This window comes from Stenotrophomonas sp. STEN083 (assembly GCF_056759195.1).
Window position 1 is genome coordinate 27,512 of the sequence record NZ_JBRRCU010000006.1, and the last position, 23,317, is coordinate 50,828.

The following is a 23,317-nucleotide window of genomic DNA, read 5'->3' on the forward strand; positions in this document are numbered from 1 at the left end:
TTCCATCCGGAATCCACACTGGGGATCATAACGACCCTTTCAAACGTTGCGCCAAGCCGGACCAGCGGCTGGCATGGCGGGCCAGCGACGCTTCGATCACCTCGGCGCTTCCAGCCAGATGCAGACCGTTCCTGGCGCGGGTGATGCCGGTGTAGAGCAGCTCGCGGCTGAGCACGCGGTTGTCGCGGCGTGGCAATTGCAGCCAGACCTGATCGAACTCCGAGCCCTGCGCCTTGTGCACGGTCATGGCGAAGGCGCTTTCGTGCAGCGGTAAGGCCGCCGGGTGGAAGGCACGTGGGTTGGCCGGGTCGTCGCCGGGGAACCAGGCGCTGACCCCGCGGCCGTCGCCATCACGCAGGCAGATGCCGACGTCGCCGTTGAACAGGCGATGGCGGTAGCTGTTCTCGCCAATGATCAGCAGGCGCCCGTGGAACCAGCCCGGGCCCAGCGCGCGGCCACGGGTGCCGGCCAGCAGGTCTTCGATGCGGGCGTTGAGTCCACGTGCGCCCTGCGGGCCTTCGCGTACGGCGGTGAGCAGACGCATGCGGCCGGCCAAGGCCAGCGCGTCGGCCGGCGTGGCCGCATCGGCCAGGGCCTGCCAGTACTGCTGCAGCGGCTCGCGCCAGGCCTGCAGCGGATCGATATCACCTTCGTGGAAGTGCACGCCGGTCAGTTGGTCGTCGCGCAGCAGCTGCAACGCCTGCACCGCATCGCCGTCGCGCATCGCGCTGGCCAGTGGTGCGAGCTGCAGGGCTTCGCTCTGGCGGTAGCCGCGCTTCAGCTGCACGCGGGCACCGGCGAAGTCGGCGGGCTTGGTTTCAACAGCATCCGCTGGCAATTCGCCCAGCAGCGGGCGGAGCGCTTCGGCGTCCGTTGCAGTGGTGCGCTGGCCATCGCCGGCGGCGCGCAGGATGGCGCTGAGCACGTCGCCGGCTTCCACCGAGGGCAGCTGGTCCGGGTCGCCGAGCAGCACCAAGCGGGTGCCGGCGGCGATGGCTTCGACCAGCTTGGTCATCAGTGGCAGGTCGATCATCGAGGCTTCGTCGACCACGATGACGTCATAGGGCAACGGGTTGTCGGCGTGGTGGCGGAAGCGTGGTGAATCGGGGATCACGCCGAGCAGGCGGTGCAAGGTGGTGCCGGTGCTCGGCAGTTGCTCGCACAGGGCGCTGTCGATGCCTTCCGCCGAAAGCTTCTGCAGGGCATGGCGCAGGCTTTCGGCCATGCGCTCGGCGGCGCGGCCGGTTGGCGCTGCCAGGGCGACGCGCGGTGCTGGTTGGTTTATGGCCTGCGCCTGTGCGGCCAGCAGCACCAGCAGGCGGGTGATGGTGGTGGTCTTGCCGGTGCCAGGGCCGCCGGTGACCAGCAGCAGGTTGTGGCGCAGGGCGGTGGCTGCCGCTCTTGCTTGGTGGTCTAAAAGCTTCCCCTCATCCGCCCTTCGGGCATCCCCACCTTCGCGGGGACAGGCCCTTTGATCTCCCGCAGGCGGGAGAAGGAAGAGATCAGGCTGCGCTGAGGTCTGTGGTTCTTGCGGCGCTGCCTGCCCAGGAAACAAGCAAGCAAACACCGCTGCCAATCCGGCCACATCACCACCAACAACCGGTGTCTGCCCGATCCGCTGCAGACCCGTCGCCAGGCGGCGCTCGTACTCGCGATACCGGCGCAGATACAGCAGCCCGTTCTCCCACACCAGCGGCGCCTGCTGCGACTCCAGGCTGTTATCCACAGCTGTGGATATCCATTTGGACGACGCAAGCTGCGCAATCCATTCCTCGGCAGCCGGCCATTCCACACCGGCATCCACCAATCGCTGCGGCTGGGTCGGATCAAAGCCCGCATGCCCCTGCGATACCGCCAGCGAGGCCAAGGCCGCAGCAGCCAGCACGGTATCCGGCGTTTCCGCATCCAGCCGCCGCAGGCTCTGCGCCAAGGCATGGTCCAGCGCGCGCAGCGCGCCGGCTTTGTTCAATGCGGCCAGCAGGCTCATGCCTCGCCTCCCAGTCGTGCCAACAAGGCCGCGTGGCCGTCGCGGCCACCGGCAAACAATTCATCCACCGCATGCACCAGCTCCGGGGCGAAGTTGTGCGCGTACAGGCCCGGCGACTGCGGACGCGTTGCATCCAGTCCACGGCAGAACAGGTAACGGATGCCACCGAAGTCACGCGCATAGTCGTAACCGGCACCGATGCGGAAACGCAGCCAGCGGTGCAGGGCCACGGTGTAGATCAGCGCCTGCAGGTCGTATTCGCTGTGGCGCATGGCTGCGTCCAGCTGCGCCGGGGCGTAATCCGGCAAGCGGTTGGATTTGTAATCGAGCACGTACCAACGCCCGTCGCGGACGTAGGTAAGGTCGATCTTGCCGGTCATCAGCCCTTCCAGCTGACGGCGCAGGCCGAAGCCGTTACGGCCGCGCACCACCCCGTGTGCATGCAGCACACGCAGCAGTGCCGGCACCGTGGTCGACTGCATGGCGAAGTGGAACTCGATTTCGGCGCGGCGCTCGCCTTCATCCAGCGAATGCAGGGCACCGCCTTCGGGCAGGGTGACGGTCAGGGTCTGGCCGATCAGCTCGGCCAGCAGCGCTACGCCGTCTTCGATCTCTTCATCGATGTAACCGTCGGCGCGCATCGCCTTGGCGATGATCTCGGCCTGACCTTCCGGCGCGGCTTGGCCGGGCTGCCAGTCGCGCCAGACGCCGAAGTCGACGTTCTCCAGCGCGGCATGCAGCACGTTACCGAAGCGGCTGCCGGCAAAACGCGGATCGAATACCTCCGGCTGTGCGGTGGCGGCTTCATTGGCCGGCTCGGCATCGACGTCGACCTGTGCCGGTTCATCGGCGGCACCGCCGCTGTCCTCGGTGGCGGCGGCGGCAGTGTCGTGGCCACCTTCGGCATGGGCGAGCTGGGTGAAGCTGTAGACCCACCAGTCGTGCGGCACGCTGCGGCGCACCTCGCGCACCGGCGGCAAGGCCTGTTCGCGTTCGGGCGGCAGGCGCGTCGGCGCCGGGCCGCTGTCGACTTCGATCACCTGGATATCGGCATGCTCGGGCAAGCCCTGCAGCATCGGCCCGAGCCGCGAGGTCGCCAAGCCAGTCAAGGCACCGCCACTTATCCACAGCGCATGCTCGGCGCGGGTCAGGCCGACGTAGAGCAGACGCGCGGTTTCGGCCTCCTCATCGGCATTGACCTGCTGGCCGACGGCCTTCCAGTCCGGGTCTTCCTTGTCGATCTTCCAGTGCAACACGCGCTGTTCGCCGTCATGCACGGTGCGATGGTTGCTGCTGTCCGGCGCATTGGTGGCGATGCCGACAAAGGGCAGATAGACCAGCGGGTACTCCAGGCCCTTGCTCTTGTGCAGGGTGATGATCTGCACACGGCGGGCGTCCGATTCCAGCCGCAGCAACTGCGCTTCGTCGCCTTCATCGGCGTGCGCGATCTGTGCCTGCAGCCAATCGAGCAGGCCGTGCAGGCCGATGCTGCGGTTGCTGGCTTCCTGCAGGGCTTCGGCCAGCTGCAGGTAGTTGGTGAGGCGGCGCTCACCGTCGATCAACAGCAACAAGCGCTCGGCCTGTTCGGCACACAGGTCCGATAGCAGGGCGAGCACGCCGCCACGCTGCCAGCGCTCCCGCCATTGCAGCAGGCGTTCCTGGTGCAGGCGCTGTTGTTCGCCTTCATGTTCCATCGCGGCGATGGCGGCTGCGCTTTCGCCCAGCAGCACGGTGGCAAGCGCGGCACGCAGGCGGCCTTCGTCGGCCGGCTGCAGCAGGGCCAGCAACAGCAAGCGCAGTTCGTGCGCCTCGGCGCTGGCGAACAGGCTTTGCTTGCCTGCAGCTACCGCCGGGATGCCGAGCGCGGCCAGGGCCTGCTGCACGCGTGAGGCTTCTTTGTGCGAGCGCACCAGCACGGCGATGTCGCCCGGCTGCACGGGCTTGCCATCGACCAGCGCGCGTTCTTCGCGGGCGGCACTGAGCACCTTGTGGATATCTGCCACGCAGGCGGCGGTGGCGGCGTCGCGCGAGGCATCGGCCTTCAGCGGCTTGCCGTCGACGCCGCCTGCAATCAGCTGCAGGGTCAGCGCCGGAGCTGGCTTTCCGTCGAACAGATAGTCGGCATCGCTGCGCTTGCTGCCCGGCAAGACCGGCTCGAACTGGATGCGCTCGTCGAGGAATGCCTCGGGGCCGGCGTTGTCGTACAAGGCCTGGATCGCACGCAGCACGCCTGGACGCGAGCGGAAGTTGCGGTCCAGTGCGGGTGCGGCTTCGGCCAATGCCTTGGCCTGCAGATAGGTATGCACGTCGCCGCCACGGAAGCCGTAGATGGCCTGCTTGGGGTCGCCGATCAGGAACAGCGCGGCATCGCCGTCATCGGCCGCGAATACGCGGCGGAAGATGTCCCACTGGCGCGGGTCGGTGTCCTGGAACTCGTCGACCAGGGCGAAGCGGTACTGCGCACGCAGACGTTCGGCCAGATGCGCGCCATGCGGGCTGTGCAAGGCGTTGGCGACGTTGTCGATCAGGTCGTCGTAAGTCTGCTGGCGGCGCAGCTGCTTGAGCTGGGCAAGCCGCTGACGAACCTCGTTGCGCAACTGGTGCAACAACACGATCGACTGCTGGCGCTGCCACTGTGTCACCTGCGCCAACGCCTGCAGGTAGTCGGCGATCAGTGGCTGCAGCGGCGATTGCGGGGTGCTGCCGGCCTTGGCCTTGTTGGTCTTGGCAGTGAGCACGTCCAGCGTCAGCCGCTCCAGACGTTCGTCCAGCTCGGCAGTCGGATCGGGGTGGCGGCTCCACTGCAGCAGTTGCTGGAACAGCGACTCGATCCAGTCGGACTTGTAGCTGGACTTGTTGAGGATGCCACCTTCCAGCGCGCCACGCAGCTGCTGCAGATAGGTGTCGCCATGCTCGGCGATGCCGGCAGCAAGACGCTGCGCAGCGGCGTCGCGGAACGGGCGTGTGTCTTCGATCAGGGTCTGCGGTGGCTGTGGATGAAGTGGCAGCTCGGCAGCCAACGCAGGCAGATCCCGGGCCAGTGCGTCCGGACTTTTCCACAGGCCGAGCAGCGCTTCGAGATGCTCGCCCTGCCCTGCGTGCAGACGCCACAGATCGGCAGCCAGTTCGGCATGCAGTTCGCGGGTATTGGCCAACAACTCGGGCGCGGCAAAGGTGTGTCCGCTCTCCAGGGCGTATTCGCCCAGAACGCGGGTACAGAAGCCGTGGATGGTGAAGATCGAGGCCAGGTCGGTTTCTTCGGCGGCGATGCGCAGGCGCCGGCCCAGTTGTGCGGCACTTTCCGCACCCTGCTGCAGGTGGCGCTGCAGGATGTCGCGGGTGAGCGTGGTTTCAGGGCTGTCCTTGTCGTCCGGCGCGCTGTCGACCACGCGCGCAGCCAGTTCCAGGCGCTCGCGGATGCGCTTGCGCAGCTCCTGGGTTGCGGCGTCGGTGAAGGTGACGGCCAGGATCTGGCCCATGCGCAGGCCCTGCTCCACCACCAGCCGGGTGAACAGCGTGGCCAGGGTGAAGGTCTTGCCGGTGCCGGCACTGGCCTCGATCAGGCGCAGGCCGTCCAACGGCAGGTGCAGGTACGGGTCCTGCTGCAGCGCTTCGGTGCTCATGCGCCGGCTCCGTTCATGGCATCGGTTTCAGCGTCGAAATCGGGCAAAACGCGGCCCTCGCGTAGCGCGGTAAATATCAACAAGGCGTTGTGGATAAATCTGTGAGTAGTGCTTGGCGAAGCGAACGGATCAGTACCGCGCAAGGCCAATTGCAGGGCTTCGCCGTTGCGCTCGCCCCAGCTGTGTTCACTGCCGTACCAGCGCGCCTGTGCGGCGTTTTCGCGTTTGTCATCGTCGGCGTTGTAGATCTCCCAACCGGTGTAGGGAGCGAACAGCAGCGGCGCCTGCATTCCTTCGAAACGCAGACGCAGCAAGGCTTTCAGGGCTTCCTGTGCAGCCTCTGCAGAGAGCTCTGGAAGCCGATGCGGGCCATAGCCAGCCTGCCCGTTGTCATGGAACTGCAGCATCGATGTCGGCACACCGGCAGCGTTCACCAGCAGCCAATCCAGGCCGCCGCGCAGCACATACGCCACCCCTGGCGACCCCGCCTGCAGGCGAACCAGCCCCTGTGGATGAATCTGCTCGACGCGCCCATGCAGGCGCACGCCATCCAGCTGAACTTCGTAACGTTGCGAGCCCAGCGGCTGGCCGTCGTACCACTGCGAAAACGTTTCCGCGCAGGGCCGGATGCGGCTGAGCATGCGTTCGAACTGCTGCCGCCCAAGCGCACCGGAAGGCAACAACGCGCGGGCACGCAACCGCTGGTACAGACCAGCTTCGTGGCCCTCCAGCAGGGCACTGAGTACGTGTTGCTGCAAGGACGAATGCAGGCGACCGCCACTGGGTACCAGCAGCGGCTCGATGTCTTCGCTGTCATCGATTTCACCCGCCAGCCGTAGGCCCAGGCGCTGATTCAGGAACTGCGCGGCCGGGTCACTGATGAAACGCCGCAGGGCATCCAGCGACAGGCTGTCGTCATTGAGCGCGCTGGGCAGCGGTGCATTCAGCGGGCCATCGAACCATGGCGCCAGCCGTTGCCGGCTGCCGCCGACCGCGTTGGCGGCCGGATGCCACTGGCGCCGGTAACTGAAACGACGCGGCTCGCCATCGCCGCCAAATGCCGCCGGGGCGAACGGCTGCAGCGGGTGCCGCACCACCAGTTGCTTGCGCGCGGCAGCGCTATCCAAGTGATACGCCGACGACGCGTTGACCAGTTCGCTGACCAGCACCGAGGGCTCGCGCACACTGCCGTCGCGGGCATCGGCGCCGAGATAGCTCAGGTAGAACACGTCCTGCGCCGAGGCGAACAGCTGCAGGAACAGGAAGCGGTCGTCCTCGCGCAGCGAGCGGTCGCCATAGCGACGGCGCTCAGTGCCCAGCTCGGCGGTGAGCCGGCTCAGGCCAGCTGCCGGATCGCGGCGTGGGAAATCACCGTCGTTCAAACCCAGCACGCAGATCACCCGGAACGGCAACAGGCGCATCGGCACCATGCGGCCGAAGCTGATGCCGCCGGTCAGCAGCGGCGCGCGGGTATCGGCTTCCGACAGCACCGAGGCGAAATGTGCGCGTACTACTTCAGCCGGCACCGGCGCGTCGAAACCGGCGCTGTTGGCTTCTTCGGCGAATTCGTTGACCAGCTTGCGCAGGCGGTCCAGCGCGCGCACGGCGGACGGTTCGGTCGGGGTTTCCGGCAACAGCGCCAGCAACAAGCCGAGCAGGCGCTCGCGCCATTGGTTTGGAGTCAGCGCTTCGGCCAGGGTTTTCTGGTGGCGAGCGAGAACGCGCAGCAGACGGATCAGCGCATCCAGTGCAGCCAACCCACCGCCTTCCAGTTCCGGCCACGGCGCGACACCAGCAATGTCCTCATCGCTGCCGCTGGCGTGGCCGAGCAGCAGCCGATCCAGCGCGAACTGCCAGGTGTAGGCATCGTCTGCCGGCGCCTGATGCTGCTTACGATGGCCAGCATCCAGGCCCCAGCGCGCGCCGGCGGCCTGCAGCCAACCGTGCAGGCGTTCGAACGCAGCCGCGTCCAGACCGGAGGCGGCCGCCAGCGGCGCGCTGGACAGCAGGTCGAGGATTTCATTGAGGCCGAAACGCGACACCGGCAGGCCCAGCAGCTGCACGAACACCTCGGCCAGTGGCTCGCCCTGCAGCGGACTGGCATCGGCCAGCGCCCACGGAATATGCGCATCGTTGCCGCCACGGCCGCCAAACACCGATTCCAGGTAGGGCACGTAGGGATCGATATCCGGCGCCAATACCGCGATCTCGCGCGGCTGCAGTGGTGGGTCGAAACGTTGGTCTTCCAGCAGCGCGCGCAGCTGGTCGTGCAACACCTGCATCTCGCGCAGGCGGGTGTGGCAGGCATGGATCTGGATGCTGGGGTCGTCCACCCGCAACGCCTCGCGCAACGGCGGCGAGGGCAGCGCGCGGCGGTGGAACAGGTCGGTCTGCAGGCGATGCAGCAGGCTGTCGCCAAGCCCGCCGTCATCCATACCGGGCACGGGAATGCTTTCCGGATCGACATAGGCAGCGATTTCGCCGCTGGGGTGCACCACTTCGTAGTCGCCCAGCACCGCCATGAAGTCACGGCCGGCTTCGCCCCAGGCCTGCAGCAGCGGGTTTTCGCCGGCCTCGATACCGAACGGCTCGGCGAGGCCGCTGCGCAGCTTTTCCTTCAGCGTCTGCAGGTCCCCCCAATAGGAACGCGTTGGCGTCGGCATATAGAAGTGCAGCGTGCCAACCCGCGCTTGGGTGGCGATCACCCGCAGCACGTCCGGCGAGACGTTGAGCGTGGCGAAAGCGAACAGCCGCTGCGGCAGCCCTTGCGGCAAGGGCTGGTGCTCGCCTTCAAAGCGGGCCAGGTAATCGTTGATTCGCCGTGCGCGGTAGTTCTGGCCACCAGCGATATGCCGCCAGAGGATGGCCTGCGGGTCGTCCGGCTCGGCACCGTCCTCCCAGCGGAGCAGCCAGTCGCGGCGCCAGGCCTGGTACTTCTCGAACACCCCGCCCAGCTCGGCGGCCAGCGCCCACGGACGCAGCGGATCATCGCGATCCAGGTAGGCACGCAGCCCGGCCATCGCCGGTTTCTGCATCAAGCTGCTGTCGGTCAACGCCCCATACAAACGCCAGTGCAGCCCGGTCGCGCCCAGATCATCGCGCTCACCCGGCACATTAGCCTTCAGTGCTTTGGCAACGAACTCGCCGGGGGTCAGGAATTCCAGATTGGCCGACACGCCATATTCGGCGGCCAGGGTGGACTGCAGCCAACGGCGCATTGCAACCTGCGGGATCAGGACGATATCGGCAGCCAGCAAAGGCTGGCCGGGCGCCGGCTCGCGCAGCGCATGGGCCAACAGCTGGGCCAACACATCCAGGGCATTGGAGTGGTACAGGCGGAAATCGGGGGCATTGCTCATCACGCCATCTTGCCGCAGCAGCATCGCAGGGGGCGAGACATGAATGCATTGCGCACAGTCCAGACCTGCTGACTCTCCCATCCCCTGCACACTGTGTTGCTGACAAAGCCCCAAGCTGTGCATGGCGCTGTGCGCTGACAATGAGACAATACTGCACGGTCCAGTACGCTTATGTTCAGGCGCTGCTGGCAATCCTAGAACGTTGGTTTTCCGTTAAAGGCCGTCATGCCCTCAGCCCGGACTCCCTTGGTGCAGTTGTCCAACGTGCGAATCGATCGCGGCGGACGCACCATCCTGCGCGACGTTTCGCTGCAGGTACCGCGCGGCAGCATCACCGCTGTGCTCGGTCCTTCGGGCAGCGGCAAGTCAACCATGTTGGCGGCGCTGACCGGTGAGTTGCGGCCGGTATCCGGCACTGTGCAGCTGTTTGGTCAGGATATTCCGCACGGCAACCGCGATCTGCTGGAGATGCGCAAGAACGTCGGCGTGCTGCTGCAGGGCAATGGCCTGCTGACCGACCTGAGCGTGGCCGACAACGTGGCGCTGCCGCTGCGTGCGCATACAAAGTTGCCGGAGCCGGTGCTGCATCGACTGGTGCAGATGAAGCTGCATGCGGTTGGCCTGCTGGCCGCTGCCGATGCTTGGCCGCGCGAGCTGTCCGGCGGCATGGCGCGGCGCGTGGCACTGGCCCGTGCACTGGCCCTGGACCCGCCGTTGATGATCTACGACGAGCCGCTGACCGGGCTGGACCCGATCGCCTCGGGCGTGATCATGAGCCTGATCCAGCGTTTGAACGACAGCCTCGGCCTGACCAGCATCATCGTCAGCCACCATGTCCACGAGACCCTTCCGATCAGTGATCAGGCAGTGGTGATCGCCAATGGCGGCATCGTGTTCTCCGGCACACCGGACGAATTGCAGGCCAGCACCGACCCACTGGTGCGGCAGTTCCTGCACGGCGAACCGGATGGCCCGATTCCGTTCGATGCACCGACGCGTAATTACGGGTTGGAGAACGCGTGATGACAACCGTGCACGCGATGTTTGATACCTGCTCCCTCTCCCGCACAGCGGGAGAGGGCTGGGGTGAGGGCGCTTTTAAAGCACGTGGAGCAAAAGCTCCCCTCATCCGCCCTTCGGGCACCTTCTCCCGCTTGCGGGAGAAGGACGTGTCGTCCAGCGTGATCAGCGCTTCTGGAGCCCTTTCCTGATGCCCTTCACCTCCTCCATCCGCTCGCTGGGCCGTGCCGGGCTGTTCTCGCTGACGGTGCTGCGTGGCTCGTTGCCAACGCGCGACTTCCTGGCCGAGCTGACCCGCGAGATCTACAAGATCGGCGCGCGTTCGCTGCCGATCATCGCCGTTGGCGGCGCCTTCGTCGGCCTGGTGCTGACCCTGCAGGGCTACCGCACGCTCACCACCTTTGGTGCTTCCGATGCGCTGTCCACCCTGCTTGGCCTGTCGCTGTACCGCGAACTGGCACCGGTGCTGACCGCGCTGCTGTTCATCGGCCGCGCCGGCAGCTCAATCGCCGCCGAACTCGGCCTGATGCGGGCCACCGACCAGATCAAGGCGCTGGAGCTGATGGCCATCGACCCGATCGCCAAGGCAGTCGCGCCGCGCTTCTGGGCGGCGGTGCTGACCGTGCCGCTGCTGACCGGCATCTTCTGCTCGCTGGCCATCGCCGGTGGTTACTTCGAAGCGGTGCACATCCTAGGCCAGGACAACGGCACGTTCTGGTCGGGGCTGCGCGGCAGCGTCGACTTCTGGGACGACTTTGCCGTGGCCCTGCTCAAGTCGGCGATCTTCGGCGGTACCGCGGCGCTGGTGGCGGCGTATGTCGGCTTCCATGCCGAGCCGACCATCGAAGGCACCTCGGTGGCTACCACCCGTGCGGTGGTGAACGCCTCGTTGCTGGTGCTGATGTTCAACTTCGTGCTGTCGGCGCTGCTGTTCCAATGATGCGAGTCCCTCGCAAGAGCCCGCACATCCGTGTGCGGGGATCAAACAAAGAATCGAACAACCCGCTTCGCTTCGCGAAGCACCAGATGGATCAGGAGTGAGACACAACATGGCCATCCGTGGACCCAGACTCGAATTTTCCGTCGGCGCCTTCCTGCTGCTGGCCCTGGCCTCGCTGCTGGTGCTGGCCGTCGCCTCCACCAACCAGCGCTTCGGCACCGGCGGTGGCGGCTATGAACTGAAGGCCCGTTTCAGCCAGATCGGCCAGCTGCGCAAGCAGGCGCCAGTGAAGGTTGGCGGTGTGACGATCGGCCAAGTAGCTGACATTCAGCTGGACCCGATTAAATACGATTCCATCGTGACCCTGTCGCTGGACAGCAAGTTCAAGGACCTGCCCGCCGACACCTCCGCCGGCATCTTCACCAGCGGTCTGTTGGGCGAAAGCTATATCGGCCTGCAGCCCGGTGGTGACCCGGACGTCTTGAAGTCCGGTGATGAAATCGTCTTCACCCAGCCGGCGGTAGACCTGCTGCAGCTGGTTGGCAAATACATGTTCAGCGGCGGCGGCAATACCGGCGCGGCTGCAAATGAAACCCCCGGCGCAGACGCGCCTGCTACGGAACCGCAACCATGAAAGTGAAACTGCTCACCATCGTGCTCGCCTCAGTCCTGCTGGCCGCCGCACCGTCGGTCACGCTGGCACAGACGCGCGCGGCTGCCACCGCCGCACAGCCTTCGGCTGCCGCACGCACTGTGCTGGATTCCAGCACCCGCATCATCAATTCGCTGCAGACCCGTCGCGCTGAGTTCCGCGCCAACCCGGCAACGCTGCGCAGCTACATCGATGGCGAGCTGAGCCGCGCCTTCGACCGCGACTACGCCGCCCGCCTGGTGCTGGGCGTGCACGGCCGCGGCGCCGCCGATGCCGACGTCAAGCTGTTCGCCGATGCCATGGCCGACAACCTGATGTCGCGCTATGGCTCGGCCCTGCTCGATATCCAGGGCAAGCCCAGCTTCCGCTACAAGAGCGAACAGCCGCTGCCGGGCAACCGCGGCGTCAAGGTTTCCACCGAGCTGGTCCGCGCCGGCAGCGAGCCGACCCCGGTCGAATACCTGATGCGCAATGTCGACGGCCAGTGGAAGATCTTCGACGTGATGATCGAAGGCATCTCCTACGTACAGACCTTCAAGAACCAGTTCGACGCCCCGCTGCGGCAGAAGTCGATCAAGCAGGTCGCCACCGAACTGCGCAGCGGCAGCATGCAAGCCAATGCGGGTCCGGCCGCTCCCCGTGGCAAGTAACGCCACCTTCCGCACCGAGGGCGACACCCTGCTGCTGGCAGGCGTGATCAACCGCGAGGCGGTGGTTGCACTGTGGCCGCAGCTGACGCGGGCGCTCACTCCTGTGCGCCAGCTCGACCTGGCGGCGGTTGATGGCATCGACAGCGCCGGCTTGGCGTTGCTCGGTGAACTGGCCGCACGTTTGCGGGCACACGGTGGCGGCAACGTCAGCGGCAGCCCGGCTGGTCTGGACGAACTGTGCGCAGCCTACCGGCTGTCACCGTCCCTCGATTTCAATGCCTCCTCGGCAGGAAGCTGACATGAAACTTTTCCGCACCCTCCTCCTTCTGCTCAGTGTGGCTCTGCTGGCCGCCTGTGCGGGCAAGCCAGCACGCGATGCGCTGCCAGCATCCACCGTGGTTGCACCGCAGGCCGCTGAACAAACCGGCGACGCAGCTGCTGCGCCAGCGCAGAGCACTGCAAGCACGGCAACTACCAACAGCGCGCAGAGCACCGCAACCGCCAGCGATGACACCACGCCGACCGGTGCCGAAGACGACTTCGCTGCGCTGTATGGCGGCCCGGCACCGAGCGCTGAAGGCGAGACTACCGGTGCCGCTGCCAGCGTGACCTACGACCCGTGGGAGAAGTACAACCGCGGCGTGCATCGCTTCAACAATGCCGTCGACCGTGGCGTCGCGCGCCCGTTGGCGACCGCGTATACCAATGTCGTGCCGCAGTTCGCCCGCACTGGCGTCAGCAACTTCTTCAGCAACCTGCGTTCGCCGCTGACCATGGTCAACCAGCTGCTGCAGGGCCATGCCGATGATGCCTGGGACACGCTGGGCCGTTTCCTGATGAACTCCACCTTCGGTATTGGTGGCCTGTTCGATCCGGCCAGCAAGGCGATGGTGCCTAAGCGCAGCGAAGACTTCGGTCAGACCTTGGGTGCGTGGGGCTGGCGTCGTTCGCGTTACGTGGAGCTGCCGTTCTTCGGCCCGCGTACCGTGCGTGACGTGTTCGGCCTGGCCGGTGATATTCCGCTGTCGCCGATGCGGCAGATCGAGATGGACAAGGTTCGCATCGGTCTGCAGGGCCTGCAGCTGGTGGACATGCGCGCACAGCTGATGGCAGTCGATTCACTGCGTGACACCGCAGTGGACGAGTACGCATTGACCCGCGATGCCTGGCTGCAGCGCCGCAACTACCAGATCGAAAAGGATCTGCGCCGCGACCGCAAGCATGGCGATGACGACCAGACCACGATCCCGGTCGACGCAATGCCCATGCCGAACTGGGGCGACTGATTCGGCTTACCGCTGGATGAAAAAAGCCCGGGGAAACCCGGGCTTTTTGTTTGGCTGTTTTGTAGGAGCGGCATAAGCCGCGAAGCTGAAGAATCAACAGATCACAGATTGATCCGGTCCATCAGCAATGTCAGCTTCGCGGCTTACACCGCTCCTACAAGTGCGGGGGCTTTACGCGGCCAAGGCTGCGTCGATCGCCTTGCGCAGACCTTCGTCATCGGCGGTGGTGTCCGGTGCGAAGCGGGCGACGACGGTACCGTCCTTGCCGATCAGGAACTTCTCGAAGTTCCACAGCACGGCCGGGGCCGGGTTGGCCTCGATGCCGAAACCGACCAGCTTCTCGCGCATCGGGCCTTCGCCGATGGCGGCCGGCTGGGCAGTGGTCAGCTGCTGGTACAGCGGGTGGATGTCGGCACCAGCAACGCTGATCTTGGAGAACATCCGGAAGCTGATGTCATAGGTGAGCGCGCAGAACTGCTTGATCTCGTCTTCGCTGCCCGGCTCCTGGCCGTTGAAGTTGTTGGCCGGGAAGCCCAGCACTTCCAGGCCGGCGTCCTTCTTTTCGCGGTAGAGCTTTTCCAGGCCTTCGTACTGCGGGGTGAGGCCGCACTTGGAAGCGGTGTTGACCACCAGCAGCACCTTGCCGCGGTAGTCGGCCAGCGAAGTCGGGGCACCGTCGATGGTGGTCAGCGCGGTGTCGTATACGGAAGCGGTCATGCGGTTGCCTGCTGTGGGGTTGGGAGAACGCAAGCATAAACGGCGCAGGTGGCGCTGACACGACCGCAGTGCTGCAACACTGTAGTGCCGAGCCATGCTCGGCTGGGACCTTACCGGTAGAGCCTCTGGCGAGCTTGGCTCGGCACTACATGGGTGCTGCCGGCATTTTGTGGGAGCGGCGCAAGCCGCGAAGCCAGCGCTGCATCAGCCAGCGAAGAGCGAACCCCTCCCCCTCCCTCCCCTTCGCGATGCGAAAGGGAGGGAGGGAGCTGAAGCATGGCTCGGCACTACGCTGTGGGGCTTTCGTCTTCTGCTTCGTCGGCTTCGTCGTCTGTACCCAGCATTGCCTGCGAAGCATCGCTGGACAGCGATTCAACGCCGCGCAGCTTGCGCTCGATGGTGCGGGTCTTGCGGCTGGCGTCGCCCAGGCTCTTGCCGACCGTGTTGATCTGCTTCTCGGCCTTTTCGAGGATGCCGGCGAACTTGCCGAACTCGCTCTTGACCGCGCCCAGCAGGCTCCACACTTCCGAGGAGCGCTGCTCGATGGCCAGGGTGCGGAAGCCCATCTGCAGGCTGTTCAACAGCGCGGTCACCGTAGTCGGGCCAGCAATCACCACGCGGTGTTCGCGCTGCAAGGCATCAACCAGACCGGCGCGGCGGATCACCTCGGCATACAGGCCTTCGGTCGGCAGGAACATCACCGCGAAGTCGGTGCTATGCGGCGGCACGATGTACTTCTCGCTGATCGACTTGGCCTGGATACGGATCGCGCGCTCCAGCTGGTTGCCACTGTTGCGCACCGCCTCCGCATCGCCGGCTTCCTGTGCATCGAGCAGGCGTTCGTAATCTTCGCGCGGGAATTTGGAATCGATCGGCAGCCATACCGGTGTACCCGTATCACCACGGCCGGGCAGACGCACGGCGAAGTCGACCATCTCGCCGCTGTCGGCACGCAGCTTCACCCCGCGTGCGTACTGCTCGGCGGTCAGGGTCTGCTCGAGGATGTTGTCCAGCTGCACTTCGCCCCAGCCGCCGCGGTTCTTGACGTTGCTCAACACGCGCTTGAGGTCGCCAACGCCGGTCGCCAACTGCTGCATTTCGCCCAAACCGCGCTGCACCTGTTCCAGCCGCTCGGAGACCAGCTTGAACGAGGAATCCAGACGCGTATTGAGCGTGCTCTGCAGCTTCTCGTCGACGGTCTGGCGCATCAGTTCGAGCTTGGCGGCATTGTCGCCCTGCAGGTCCTTCAAGCGTGCTTCCAGGGTCTGGCGCATTTCGGTGATGCGCTGCTCGTTGCGCTGGGTCAGTTCGACCAGCTTCTGGTTGAGGGTTTCACCGAAGCGCAGTTGGACCTGCGCACCTTCCTCGCGGCCCTTGCGGGTTTCTTCGACCAGGCTCTGCTGCAGCCCGGCCAGCTGGCGCGCGAAGGCTTCCATGCGCGCTTCCTGCTGCTGACCGAACACGTCGAGCTGGCCGCGCACGTCCTGCAAGCGCGTGCCCAGCAATTGCGCCAGCAGCTGCTGGGCGTTGGCGGTTTCCTCGCGGCCCTTGCGGGCGTCGTCGTTGAGGCTGTCACGCAGCAGGTCCAGGCGCTGGTCGGTGCGTGTGGACAAGTCGGTGAGGTTGCGGCCGAAGCCATCGATGCGGATGTCCTGCTGCCGCGCCATGGTTTCCAGCTGTTCGCGCAGCTCGCCGCGGCCACTGCGTTGTTCTTCGCGCAGGGTATTTTCCAGCGCGGTGTTGTCAGTACGGCGCAGCAACAGCAGCAGCTGCAGCACGAGGACGGCGACCAGCAGGCCGCCAAGGATCAGGGTTTCAGTTTGCATGGGGAGAAGTGTAGCCCTGCCTGTCTCAGAAGCTGATCCTGCAACCAGCCGACCACTGGCGAAAACTGCCATCGGCGCCTATCTGCGATCATGTGCACCCCCACCCGCCGTATCCCTGCCATGAAGCCGCTGTCGCTGCTGCTGTTATCGGGTCTGTTGTGCCTGCTGCCGATGGCAGCCCTGGCCAGCGACTCGCAGACCATCACCTCGCCCAACGCCCTGCCGGCCAATGACGCACGGCCCAAGGTGTTCCTGGCCGGCAGCATCGAGATGGGCAAGGCCGGTGACTGGCAGCAGCAGGTGCAGGCGGCATTGGCTGACCAGGGCGTGTTGATGCTCAATCCACGCCGTGCCGACTGGAACCCGGCCTGGCGCGCCGAGGCCGACGAGCCCGAGTTCCGCCGCCAGGTGGAATGGGAACTGGCCGCGCTGGAGCAGGCCGACATCGTGCTGATGTACTTCGCCCCCGGCACCCAGAGCCCGATCACCCTGCTCGAGTTCGGCCTGTATGCGCGCTCGGGCAAGCTGCTGGTGGCCGCGCCGGCGGGTTATTGGCGCAAGGGCAACCTGGATATCACCGGTGACCGCTACGGCGTGCCGCGCTTTGATGACCTGCCAGCACTGATCAACGCGGTGAAGCAGCGCATCACAGACCAGCGCGTGCGCTGAGCCCACCGGAGAATCAACATGCCGTGGATGGGTATCAACGACCTGGGCACCTTCGTGGTGGCCGTGATTCTGTTCCTGATGTTGCCCGGCCCGGGCACCTTCACCCTGCTCACCGCCACAGCGCGCGGCGGCGTACGTGCCGGCTACGCCACCCTGGCCGGGCTGATGCTGGGCGACCAGATCCTGATCGCGATTGCCGCCACCGGCGTCGCCGCGCTGCTGCAGGCCCATCCGATGCTGTTCGCCGCGCTGCGCTACGTCGGCGCGGCCTACCTGATCTGGGTCGGCATCAACCTGCTGCGTGAACCGGCCGCAGCCGCCGTCGGTGAAAGTGCGCCGGTACAACACGGGCGGCGCTGGTTCCGCCAGGCTTTGCTGGTTGGTGTGCTCAACCCGAAGGCGATCCTGTTCTACATGGCCTTCTTCCCGCTGTTCATCGACCCAGTGCGGCAGCGCGGTGCGCTGACCCTGGCGACGATGGCGGTGCTGATCGCCCTCCTCAGCATCGGCTGGTGCTCGGTGCTGATCTTCGGCGGCCAGTTCATCGCCCGCCGCCTGGCCGGCTATCCGCGTGTTGGCGTTTGGCTGCGACGCGGGGTTGGCGTCTGCCTGGTGGTGTTCGGGCTGCGCCTGGGTATTGCCGATTGAGGGTGCTGCTGGCGCGGCGCTGATCAACGCCGCGAGCCACGTTGGCGGCGTAAGCTCGGTTGCCGGGTCCACAACCTGGCCTGGACTCGCGCTTTTATGCCGAATTCGGCACGTTGACATCTGTACGCGGTAAAAGAAGGCCAAATAGCGGGTTTTTCTGGCTTTGCTGCACTGCGTTACGCCAAACTCGGCCGCTTCCCCGAACCACCACGAACCGTGAGGTCCGCATGCAATCCTGGCTCCGGCGCAAGCCCATCGACCAACTCACCGAACACGAAGAAGGCCGTCGGCTTATTCCAACGCTGAGCTGGCCCCATCTGGTTGCGCTCGGCATCGGCGCCATCGTCGGCACCGGCATCTACACGCTGATCGGCGTGGGTGCGGACAAGGCCGGCCCTGCGGTGCTGCTGTCCTTCATCATCGCCGGCACCATCTGCGCCTGTGCGGCGCTGGCCTATGCCGAGCTGTCGACGATGATGCCGGCTGCCGGCAGCGCCTATACCTACAGCTACAGTGCACTGGGCGAGACCATCGCCTGGGTGGTGGGCTGGAGTTTGATTCTTGAGTACTCGCTGGTGGTCAGCACGGTGGCGGTTGGCTGGTCCGGCTACTTCGTCGGCTTCCTCGAATGGCTGCACACCTCGTTCGGCTGGAACGTGGCCTTGCCGCAAGCCCTGGCCGCCGGCCCGCACGTGGAAGGCGGCTTCCTCAACGTGCCGGCCATCGTCATCACCTTCCTGGTCGCCGGCATGTTGATGGTCGGCACCAAGGAGAGCGCCACCCTCAACGCAGTGCTGGTGGTGTTCAAGCTGATCGCACTGGCGGTGTTCGTGGCAGTGGCCTTGCCGGCCTTCGACAGCGCCAACCTGCAGCCGTTCATGCCGTATGGCTTCCCCAAGTCGATCAGCGCCGATGGCGTGGAGCGCGGGGTGATGGCGGCGGCGGCGATCATCTTCTTCGCCTTCTACGGCTTCGATGCGATCTCCACCGCGGCCGAAGAGACCAAGAACCCCAAGCGCGACCTGTCGATCGGCATCATCGGTTCGATGGTCGGCTGCACCATCATCTACCTGCTGGTGGCCTTGGCCGCGGTCGGTGCGATGAGCTACACGGTGTTCGGCAAAAGCGCCGAGCCGCTGGCGCTGATCATGCGCGAACTCGGTCATGGCACCGCTGCGCTGGTGATAGGCATCGTCGCCATCATCGCGTTGCCGACCGTGCTGCTGGCGTTCTTCTACGGCCAGAGCCGCATCTTCTTCGTGATGTCGCGTGACGGCCTGCTGCCGCGTGGTCTGTCCAAGGTCAACCAGCGCACCGGCACGCCGGTCACCATCACCCTGTTCACCGCGGTGCTGGTTGCTGCGCTGGCCGGTGTGGCGCGGCTGGATGAAATCGCCGCGCTGGCCAATGCCGGCACCCTGGCCGCGTTCACCGCGGTGGGCCTGTGCCTGCTGGTGCTGCGCAAGCGCGAGCCCAACCGTCCGCGTACCTTCCGCACGCCGCTGGCATGGGTGGTGGGGCCGCTGGCGATCGCAGGCTGCATCTACCTGTTCATCAGCCTGCCGATGCGTACCCAGTTGTGGTTCCTGGCGTGGAACGTGTTGGGCCTGGTGGTCTATGCCTTGTACAGCCGTCGCAATGCGGTGCTGGGGCGTAGCAAGTAATCCACAGACTGTTGTGGATAAAGCGAAAAGCGGGCTTCGGCCCGTTTTTTGTTTTTCGGGGGTTTGTTGGTTCTGCTTGAAGAGCACCCCTCCCCAGCCCTCCCCTGCGCGATGCGCAAGGGAGGGGGCAAAGCGGCTCCCTCCCTTTGCCGCAGGCAAGGGGAGGGCTGGGGAGGGGTGCCTTTGCTTTGAAGCTTTAAAGCTCTGGGGCTCTAAAGCTCAACCCAACCTGTGGACAACCCACTTGCCTCCAGCAGCCTGTGGATAAAAACAAAGCGGGCCTGAGCCCGCTTCGTCATTCCACGCATCAACAGCGCGCGATCAAGACTTCTTCTGCGCCGCCGCGTAGTCCTGCGCCTGGCGCATCACCCGCAGCACGTTGCCGCTCCAGATGTTGCCGATCTGCGGATCGGTCAAACCACGACGCTGCATCCAGGCGGTGATCTTGGGCAGGTCGGCCGCATCTTCCATGCCGGTCACGCCGCCGCCGCCATCCCAATCCATGCCGATGCCGACATGATCCGGCCCGACCACGTCGAGCATGTGGCCGAAGTGCTGGAAGAAGTCATCCAGCGTGGCCTTGCGCCGCGGGTACTTCTGGTCGAGCTCGGCCATCGCCTTGCGCAGTTCCACGCCCTTGGCCATGGTCATGTTCTCCCAACCACCGAGGCGCCTTTCCAGTTCCTCTTCGGCCTGCTTGCGCTCAGCACTCTTGGTTTCGTCGACCAGATAACCACCGTAGGCATTGGCCTGGATCACGCCCCCCTTGGCCGCCAGCTGACGCAGACGCGCATCATCGAGATTACGCGGGTGGTTGAACACCGCCTTGGCCGAGCTGTGCGAGAGGATGAAGGGCACCGGCATCATTTCGATCAGGTTGTCGAACACCGCATCGGACGCGTGCGACTGATCGATCACGATGCCAAGCTTCACTGCCTCGTTGACCAGCGCCTTGCCAGCCGGGCTCAAGCCTTTCCATTCGGCGCCCTTGGGATCGGTGGCCGAATCGGCGAACTCGTTGTTGGCGAAGTGCACCGTCGACATCAGCCGCAGGCCAGCCTTGTAGTAGTAGCTCAGCAAGGTCGGGTCGGCGACCAGCGGGCTGCCGTTCTCCATGCTGATGTAGACCACGCGCTTGCCGGCGGCCTTGATCCTTGCAGCATCGTCAGCCGTCAGTGCCAGCTGGAACTTGTCCGGGTTGGCGGCCAGCATTTCGTGGATTTCCTGCATGCGCTGCAGGCCGTGGTCGCGCTCGGCGATATGCGCGGCCGGGCTGCGATCGCCCTGGTCGGTATAGATGGCGAAGAAGCCGCCATCCAGCGCGCCCTCGACCATGCGCGGGTAGTCCACCTGCGACAGCGCATTGTGGTCGTGGCGCTGCATGATGTTGAAGTCGGCGCGGCCAAAGTTGGCCGGCGTATCCAGATGCGAATCCAGGGTCAGCAGCTTGTGCTGCAAGGCGCTGGCCTTGCTCAGCTCAGCCTGGCTGAACTCCACCGCCGAGGCTGCCAGTGGAACGCACAACGACAGGGATACCAGCAGGGACAGGGGACGCAGCGTCATGAGGCCTCACCGTGAAGGGAAAGGCCAGACCTTAGCGCCGCTGTGGCGTTGTCGGCCAGTGACGGACGGCATGGAGCAGGTTTTTGTAGAGCCGAGCCATGCTCGGCTGGAGCTTTACCGGGAACGCCCCTGCCGAGCATGGCTCGGCACTACCTGTGCTGAGCCCTCCCTTTCGCGTAGCGAAGGGGAGGGTTGGGAGGGGTGCCGTTGCCTGCTCAGTCCAGCACGCGGCAGAACACCGCCTTCAGGTAACGCGATTCCTGCACGTGCGCCATGAACGGGTGATCCGGGCCAGCGCCGGCAACCTTCAGGATCTGGATGGTGCGGTTGGAATAGAACGCGGCACGACGCAGCATGTCTAGGAACTGGTCCTCGGCCACCAGGCCGGTACAGGAGAAGGTGGCGAACAGGCCGCCGGGCTTGACCACGCCCAAGGCCAGCTTGTTCATGTCCAGGTACTTCTTCAGCGCGGTGATGACCTGGTCGCGGTCGCGGGTCATCTTGGCCGGGTCGAGGATCACCACGTCGTACTGGTCGCCGCGGTTGGCCGCATCACGCAGCCACGGGAAAATGTCGGCCTGGACGAAGCGTGGCTTGGCGTTGTTCAACCGCGCGTTGCCCTTGGCCAGCTGGATCACGTCCTGGTCGATGTCCACGCCCAGCACGTCGGCTGCACCGCGCGCTGCGGCGTACACCGCAAAGCCACCGGTGTTGCAGCACAGGTCGAGCACGGTCTTGCCTTCGACCTGCTGGCTCAGCCACTCACGGTTCTCGCGCTGGTCGGCGAAGAAACCGGTCTTGTGCGCGCCGGCCGGGTCGGCACGGAACTTGATGCCGTACTCGGTGATCACGGCTAGTTCGGTGGTGGTGTTGCCGTGGAAATCGAAGCTTTCCTGTTTCTGCACGTGCTCGTCGGCGAAGCTGTGGAAGCGGCAGCCCGGGAACAGGTCGCGCAGTGCCTCGTAGATCCATTCGCGGTGACGGAACATGCCAGCAGCGAAGAACTCGACCACCAGCAGATCGTCATAACGGTCCACCACCAGGCCGGACAGACCGTCGCCTTCGCTGTGGACAACGCGCCAGGCATTGGAGGTTGCATCCAGCTTGAGCACGTCGCGGCGCAGCGACACCGCCTGCGCCAGCTTCTGCGCAAACCAAGCCTGGTCCACCGCTACGTCCGGATTGGTTTCCAGGATGCGCACGGCGATGCGCGAGTGGCCGTTGTAGAAGCCGCGGCCAATCCACTCGCCGTCCACGCCGACCACATCGACGATGGTGCCGGACTTGGGCTTGACGGTCGGCTTCTCGACCAGTTTCTGGAAAATCCACGGGTGGCTGGAGCGCCACGCGTTCTTCAGGCGTACGACGGGGAGTGGGGTATTCATGGCGCTATTGTAGCCGCGCAGCGCCCCCTGCCTGCAGCGTATTCATTGACTGTAATAGGCCCGCACGGCACTATTCGCTCCAGAAGGGGAGTAGCTCCCAGACGTTGTCGCCGTCAATTCGAGTCGCAAGACTCCGGTGCAACGGCAGTTCCAGCCCTTGGAACTGTGAGCAAGACCTTCGCCGCATAGGCGAAGCTCTGTCCCCGGTCTCCCCGATTCCGTGTCCAGCTCTTGGCCTTTGTGGTTCCGAGATATCCCCGTTCACGACCGGAATTTTTCCCATGATGCAGACAATTGGTAATCCTTGGCTTTGGGGCGGCTTCATCGTCGTCGTCATTGCCGCGCTGTTGATCGACCTGGTGCTGATGCGCCACGGCGGTCCGCACAAAGTCACCTTCAAGGAGGCCATTTACTGGTCGCTGGGCTGGGTGGCACTGGCCTTGGCCTTCAATGCGGGCCTTTGGTACTACCTGCACGAGACCGCAGGCGCGGCCGTTGCCAATGAAGTGGGCCTGCAGTTCCTGACCGGCTACCTGATCGAAAAGGCGCTGGCGGTCGACAACATCTTCGTCTTCCTGCTGATCATGGGCTACTTCGCGGTGCCCGAGACCCAGCGCCAACGTGTGCTGATCATCGGCATCCTTGGCGCGATCGTGCTGCGTACGATCATGATCTTCGCCGGTTCCGTACTGGTAACCCAGTTCCATTGGCTGCTCTACGTGTTCGGCGCCTTCCTGCTCTACACCGGCTGGAAGATGTGGTTCGCCGCCAGCGAAGAACCCAGCCTGGATAACAACCCGGCGCTGAAGTTCATGCGCAAGCACCTGCGCATCAGCCACGAGTACAGCGGCAACAATCTGGTCACCGAAAAGGATGGCGTGCGCTGGTTCACCCCGATGTTCGTGGTGCTGATCCTGATCGCGGTCACCGACGTGATCTTCGCGGTGGACTCGATCCCGGCCATCTTCGCCATCACCACCGACCCGTTCATCGTGCTGACCTCGAACGTGTTCGCGGTGCTGGGCCTGCGCGCGATGTTCTTCCTGCTGGCCGGCATGGCTGACCGCTTCCACCTGCTGCCGTATGGCCTGGCGGTCATTCTGGCCTTCATCGGCACCAAGATGCTGCTGATCGACATCTTCAAGATCCCGGTCCCGGTATCGCTGGGTGTTGTGGCCGTGATCCTGGTGGCCACCGTGATCCTGAGCCTGAAGATTCCGCCGAAGGGCGGCCACAAGGCCTGACGTTAGCGCCACTGGTGGGATTGTCCCGCCGGTGGCACGCCAGTTCCCATGCGCGGCGCCCTTGGCTTTCGCCGAAGGCGCCGC

General features: G+C 65.2%; 17 protein-coding genes. 10 read left to right on the forward strand and 7 right to left on the reverse strand.

Translation table 11 applies throughout. From position 1 onward, the window contains the following. Positions 1-25: 25 nt before the first annotated feature. Genes recD through recC form a run of 3 tightly spaced genes read right to left on the reverse strand, consistent with a single transcriptional unit; the run spans position 26 to position 8,969 of the window. Positions 26-1,987: an exodeoxyribonuclease V subunit alpha gene (recD, locus tag ACVOK8_RS03375; protein WP_481565573.1), complete on the reverse strand. Its 1,962-nt coding sequence runs from the start codon at positions 1,985-1,987 to the stop codon at positions 26-28. Then, entirely contained in the window at positions 1,984-5,610 is a 3,627-nt protein-coding gene (gene recB, locus ACVOK8_RS03380; protein ID WP_481565574.1) for an exodeoxyribonuclease V subunit beta, read from the reverse strand. The genes recD and recB overlap by 4 nt, the downstream gene beginning before the upstream one ends. Next, the gene (gene recC / locus ACVOK8_RS03385; RefSeq protein WP_481565575.1) at positions 5,607-8,969 is read right to left on the reverse strand and encodes an exodeoxyribonuclease V subunit gamma; all 3,363 of its coding nucleotides are present in this window, start codon (positions 8,967-8,969) and stop codon (positions 5,607-5,609) included. Before recC ends, recB begins: the two co-directional genes overlap by 4 nt. A 225-nt stretch (positions 8,970-9,194) precedes the next feature. On the opposite strand from recC, the gene ACVOK8_RS03390 reads away from it, so the two are divergent. From ACVOK8_RS03390 to ACVOK8_RS03415, 6 genes are all read left to right on the forward strand, one after another. Beyond that, on the forward strand, positions 9,195-9,992 hold the full coding sequence (locus ACVOK8_RS03390) for an ABC transporter ATP-binding protein (protein WP_481565576.1): 798 nt from the start codon (positions 9,195-9,197) through the stop codon (positions 9,990-9,992). Positions 9,993-10,179: 187 nt separating this feature from the next. Continuing rightward, the gene (locus ACVOK8_RS03395) at positions 10,180-10,929 is read left to right on the forward strand and encodes an MlaE family lipid ABC transporter permease subunit (RefSeq protein ID WP_057629957.1); all 750 of its coding nucleotides are present in this window, start codon (positions 10,180-10,182) and stop codon (positions 10,927-10,929) included. Between the two features lie 109 nt (positions 10,930-11,038). Further along, complete coding sequence (gene mlaD, locus ACVOK8_RS03400) at positions 11,039-11,563, forward strand: outer membrane lipid asymmetry maintenance protein MlaD (protein ID WP_481515439.1); 525 nt, start codon at positions 11,039-11,041, stop codon at positions 11,561-11,563. Next, positions 11,560-12,231 (forward strand): MlaC/ttg2D family ABC transporter substrate-binding protein, encoded by a 672-nt coding sequence (locus ACVOK8_RS03405; RefSeq protein WP_481565577.1) that lies wholly within the window; start codon positions 11,560-11,562, stop codon positions 12,229-12,231. The genes mlaD and ACVOK8_RS03405 overlap by 4 nt, the downstream gene beginning before the upstream one ends. Continuing rightward, positions 12,200-12,529 carry an STAS domain-containing protein gene (locus tag ACVOK8_RS03410; protein ID WP_481565578.1) on the forward strand — a complete coding sequence of 110 codons (330 nt, stop codon included), beginning with the start codon at positions 12,200-12,202 and terminating at the stop codon, positions 12,527-12,529. Before ACVOK8_RS03405 ends, ACVOK8_RS03410 begins: the two co-directional genes overlap by 32 nt. Before the next feature lies 1 nt (position 12,530). Beyond that, positions 12,531-13,517: an MlaA family lipoprotein gene (locus ACVOK8_RS03415; RefSeq protein WP_481565579.1), complete on the forward strand. Its 987-nt coding sequence runs from the start codon at positions 12,531-12,533 to the stop codon at positions 13,515-13,517. A gap of 171 nt (positions 13,518-13,688) precedes the next feature. On the opposite strand, the gene ACVOK8_RS03420 is transcribed toward ACVOK8_RS03415, so the two are convergent. After that, complete coding sequence (locus tag ACVOK8_RS03420) at positions 13,689-14,234, reverse strand: glutathione peroxidase (RefSeq protein WP_481565580.1); 546 nt, start codon at positions 14,232-14,234, stop codon at positions 13,689-13,691. A 287-nt stretch (positions 14,235-14,521) separates the two neighbouring features. After that, entirely contained in the window at positions 14,522-16,060 is a 1,539-nt protein-coding gene (locus ACVOK8_RS03425) for a DNA recombination protein RmuC (RefSeq protein ID WP_481565581.1), read from the reverse strand. Positions 16,061-16,180: 120 nt separating this feature from the next. Between ACVOK8_RS03425 and ACVOK8_RS03430 the strand changes: the two genes are divergently transcribed. The 3 genes from ACVOK8_RS03430 to ACVOK8_RS03440 all read left to right on the forward strand — a co-directional run bounded on the left by ACVOK8_RS03430 (position 16,181) and on the right by ACVOK8_RS03440 (position 19,041). Then, entirely contained in the window at positions 16,181-16,729 is a 549-nt protein-coding gene (locus ACVOK8_RS03430; protein WP_481565582.1) for a nucleoside 2-deoxyribosyltransferase domain-containing protein, read from the forward strand. Between the two features lie 18 nt (positions 16,730-16,747). After that, positions 16,748-17,377 carry a leucine efflux protein LeuE gene (gene leuE, locus ACVOK8_RS03435; RefSeq protein ID WP_481565583.1) on the forward strand — a complete coding sequence of 210 codons (630 nt, stop codon included), beginning with the start codon at positions 16,748-16,750 and terminating at the stop codon, positions 17,375-17,377. A gap of 227 nt (positions 17,378-17,604) precedes the next feature. Next, positions 17,605-19,041, forward strand: coding sequence for an amino acid permease (locus tag ACVOK8_RS03440; protein ID WP_481565584.1), 1,437 nt, complete (start codon positions 17,605-17,607; stop codon positions 19,039-19,041). A gap of 321 nt (positions 19,042-19,362) precedes the next feature. Here ACVOK8_RS03440 and ACVOK8_RS03445 read toward each other — a convergent pair whose 3' ends face one another. Further along, positions 19,363-20,604: a dipeptidase gene (locus ACVOK8_RS03445; RefSeq protein WP_481565585.1), complete on the reverse strand. Its 1,242-nt coding sequence runs from the start codon at positions 20,602-20,604 to the stop codon at positions 19,363-19,365. Between the two features lie 215 nt (positions 20,605-20,819). Further along, a complete protein-coding gene (locus tag ACVOK8_RS03450) occupies positions 20,820-21,989 on the reverse strand; it encodes a class I SAM-dependent rRNA methyltransferase (RefSeq protein WP_481565586.1) in 1,170 nt (389 codons plus the stop codon). A gap of 284 nt (positions 21,990-22,273) precedes the next feature. Between ACVOK8_RS03450 and ACVOK8_RS03455 the strand changes: the two genes are divergently transcribed. Then, positions 22,274-23,233, forward strand: a complete 960-nt coding sequence (locus tag ACVOK8_RS03455; protein WP_481565626.1) for a TerC family protein — start codon at positions 22,274-22,276, stop codon at positions 23,231-23,233. Positions 23,234-23,317 lie beyond the last annotated feature (84 nt).